Source organism: Streptomyces sp. OfavH-34-F (genome assembly GCF_022347745.1).
Classification (GTDB): Bacteria; Actinomycetota; Actinomycetes; order Streptomycetales; family Streptomycetaceae; genus Streptomyces.
Genome location: NZ_JAKRGC010000495.1, coordinates 1 through 3,021, shown reverse-complemented (window position 1 = coordinate 3,021; position 3,021 = coordinate 1). Strand labels below are relative to the sequence as shown.

Genomic DNA, 3,021 nt, shown 5'->3' with positions numbered 1-3,021 from the left:
GACGTGGCGCGCCGCGAGCTGCGCGGGATGTGGCTGGCGACCGTCGCCAACACGGACTGGCCCTCGCGGCCCGGCCTGTCCGCCGCCGCCCAGCGCGACGAGCTGGCCGCCCGGCTGGACGAGGCCGTGGAGCGGCGGCTGAACGCGGTGTTCCTCCAGGTCCGGCCGACGGCCGACGCGCTGTGGCCCTCGCCGTACGAGCCGTGGGCCGCGTGCCTGACCGGCACCCAGGGCAAGGACCCCGGCTGGGATCCCCTGGGGACCGCCGTGCGCGAGGCGCACGACCGGGGCCTGGAACTGCACGCCTGGTTCAACCCGTACCGGGTCGCCAACCACACCGACCCCGGCAGGCTCGCCGCCTCCCACCCGGCCCGCCGCAACCCCGGCTGGGTGGTGCCCTACGGCGGGCGGCTCTACTACAACCCCGGGCTGCCCGAGGTCCGCGCCTTCGTCCAGGACGCGATGCTCGACGCGGTCCGCCGCTACGACGTCGACGCCGTGCACTGGGACGACTACTTCTACCCGTACCCGGTGGCCGGGCAGGACTTCGCGGACGGCGCCGCGTACGCCGCCCACGGCGCGGACTTCCCCGACCGGGCCGCCTGGCGCCGGGACAACACGGACCGGCTGGTGCGCGAGACGGCCGAACGGCTCGCCGCGCTGAAACCCGGCGTCCGGTTCGGCATCAGCCCCTTCGGCGTCTGGCGCAACGCCGCCACGGACCCGGCGGGCTCACCGACCCGGGCCGGGGTGCAGACCTACGACGACCTGTACGCCGACACCCGCGGCTGGATCCGCAACGGCTGGATCGACTACGTCGTCCCGCAGCTGTACTGGCACATCGGCAACGCCGCCGCCGACTACGCCGCGCTGGTGCCCTGGTGGTCCGAGACCGTGCGCGGCACGGGCGTCGACCTGTTCATCGGCGAGGCCCTGTACAAGTGCGGCGACCCGGCCCAGCCGGAGGCCTGGCAGGACCCGGCCGAGCTGTCCCGCCACCTCGACTTCGCGGCCCGCTACGACCAGGTCCGCGGCCATGTCTACTTCTCGGCGAAGAGCGTGGCCGCGGACCGGATCGGCGCCATGGACCGGCTGGTCGCCGACCACTACCGGTCGCGCACGAGGCCGCCGGGCGGGGTCAGGTGATGTCCGGGTCCTTGCCGGACGCGCAGCCCGTGTGCTGGACGACGGTGTCCGGACCCGGCGCGAGCAGATGTTCGTGTCCGTCCTCGAAGCGGACGCGGTACGGGGGAGTGCCCCGCTCCCCGAGCACTTCGACGATCTCCGCGACCCGGTCGTGCCGTCCCACGGTCCTGCCGTGCGTCAGCAGCCGGTCGCCCGTGTGTGCCTCCATCGGGAGTGACCTCCTCGGGTGGCTGGGGGTGCCTTCCGACCAGTCTAGGACCGGGTGCGGCCCGCGCGCTGGGTGAGGGCGATGCAGACCAGGACCGCGACCGCCGCCACCGGGGCCGCCGCCGCGACCCGCTCGCCGAGCAGGAAGTACGACCAGAACAGGGTCAGCAGCGGCTGCGCGAGCTGGAGCTGGCTGGCCCGGGGCACCCCGATCTCCGCCATGCCCCGGTACCAGACGTAGAGCCCGAGGAAGGTGGAGACGAGCGCCACCCACACCAGCCCGACCACCCCGTGCACGGTCGGCCGGACCGGCTCGTACGCCAGCGCCACGACCGCCCCCGCCCCCGTCAGCGGCACGGTCAGGAGCAGGGCCCAGCCCGTCACCTGCCAGCCCGGCATCACCTTCGCCAGCCGGCCGCCCTCCGTGTACCCGGCCGCGCACACCAGCAGCGCCCCGAACAGGAACAGGTCCCCGCCGGACAGCGCCCCGCCGCCGCGCGTCAGCGTGAAGACGGCCACCACGGCCGCCCCGGCCACCGCCGCCGCCCAGAAGGCGCGGGGCGGGCGCGCCCCGGTCCGCAGCGAGGACAGCACGGCCGTGGTCAGCGGGAGCAGCCCGACGACCACCGCGGCGTGCGCGGTCGTCGAGGTCCGCAGCGCCAGCGTCGTCAGCAGCGGGAAGCCGACCACCACTCCGCCCGCCACCACCGCGAGCCCTGCCCAGTGCTCCCGCGCCGGCACCCGGACCCGGCCGGCCAGCAGAAAACCGCCCGCGACCACCGCCGCCAGCAGGCTGCGCAGCGCCACCAGCGACCAGGGGCCGAAGCTCTCCAGCCCCCACACGGTGGACGGAAAGGTCAGCGAGAAGGTCACCACGCCGAGCAGCGCGAGCAGGGTGCCCCGCCGGGTCGCCGGACGGGCGGCGGACGCCTCCGGCGCGGGGGGCCGCACCCCAGTGCCGAGGGGTTCGACCGCTATCGTGCGTGTGGGAGTAGCGCTATCTTCTTCTCTCATGAACGAGCGTAGCAGTGTGGGGGAGTTGGCCGCAGCCCTGCGGACCGAGCTGGACCGCTACTCACCGGGTGAGAAGCTGCCGTCCAGCCGGGCCCTCGTCGAGCGCTTCCGGGCCAGCCCCGTCACCGTGTCGCGGGCCGTCGCCCAGCTGGCCGCCGAAGGGCTCGTCGTCACCCGCCCCGGCGCCGGCGCCTTCCGGGCGAGCCCCGCCGCGCGGTCGGCGCCCCCGGCCGGGGACACCTCCTGGCAGGAGGTCTCGCTCAGCGGCGACAGCTCCCCGGCAGTGCCCCGCAGTGTGGACGCCTCCGGGCTGCTGGCCAGCCTCGCCGCGCCGCCCACCGGGGTCATCGAACTGAACGGGGGCTATCTGCACGCCTCCCTCCAGCCCGAACGGGCCCTGGCCGCCGCGCTGGGCCGGGCCGGCCGCCGCCCCGGCGCCTGGAGCCGTCCGCCCCTGGACGGGCTCACCGAACTGCGCGCCTGGTTCGCCCGGGGCATCGGCCCCGCGCACGGCGCCGCCGATGTGCTGATCACCGCGGGCGGACAGAGCGCCCTGGCCACCGCGCTGCGGGCGCTCGCCGCCCCGGGCGCCCCGGTGCTCGTGGAGTCGCCCACCTACCCCGGCATGCTCGCGGCCGCGCGCGCCGCCGGGCT

At 75.9% G+C, this 3,021-nt stretch carries 4 protein-coding genes; 2 read left to right on the top strand and 2 right to left on the bottom strand.

Annotated features, from left to right (window positions below):
* The coding region (locus MHW47_RS33890; protein WP_239227682.1) for a glycoside hydrolase family 10 protein at window positions 1–1,146 on the top strand (1,146 nt) is incomplete at its 5' end.
* Here MHW47_RS33890 and MHW47_RS33885 read toward each other — a convergent pair.
* Window positions 1,139–1,354 (bottom strand): DUF1918 domain-containing protein, encoded by a 216-nt coding sequence (locus tag MHW47_RS33885; protein ID WP_239227681.1) that lies wholly within the window; start codon window positions 1,352–1,354, stop codon window positions 1,139–1,141. The two genes, MHW47_RS33890 and MHW47_RS33885, sit on opposite strands and share 8 nt — an antisense overlap.
* Before the next feature lie 44 nt (window positions 1,355–1,398).
* Window positions 1,399–2,367, bottom strand: a complete 969-nt coding sequence (locus tag MHW47_RS33880; RefSeq protein ID WP_239227680.1) for a DMT family transporter — start codon at window positions 2,365–2,367, stop codon at window positions 1,399–1,401.
* Here MHW47_RS33880 and MHW47_RS33875 point away from each other — a divergent pair.
* Window positions 2,366–3,021, top strand: a 656-nt coding sequence (locus tag MHW47_RS33875) for an aminotransferase class I/II-fold pyridoxal phosphate-dependent enzyme (RefSeq protein ID WP_239227679.1), incomplete at its 3' end; no start/stop codon positions are given. The two genes, MHW47_RS33880 and MHW47_RS33875, sit on opposite strands and share 2 nt — an antisense overlap.

Excerpts from the sequence above, each read along its gene's own strand:
- MHW47_RS33885 (WP_239227681.1), bottom strand. The coding sequence starts at position 1,354 with ATGGAGGCACACACGGGCGACCGGCTGCTGACGCACGGCAGGACCGTG.
- MHW47_RS33880 (WP_239227680.1), bottom strand. The coding sequence starts at position 2,367 with ATGAGAGAAGAAGATAGCGCTACTCCCACACGCACGATAGCGGTCGAA.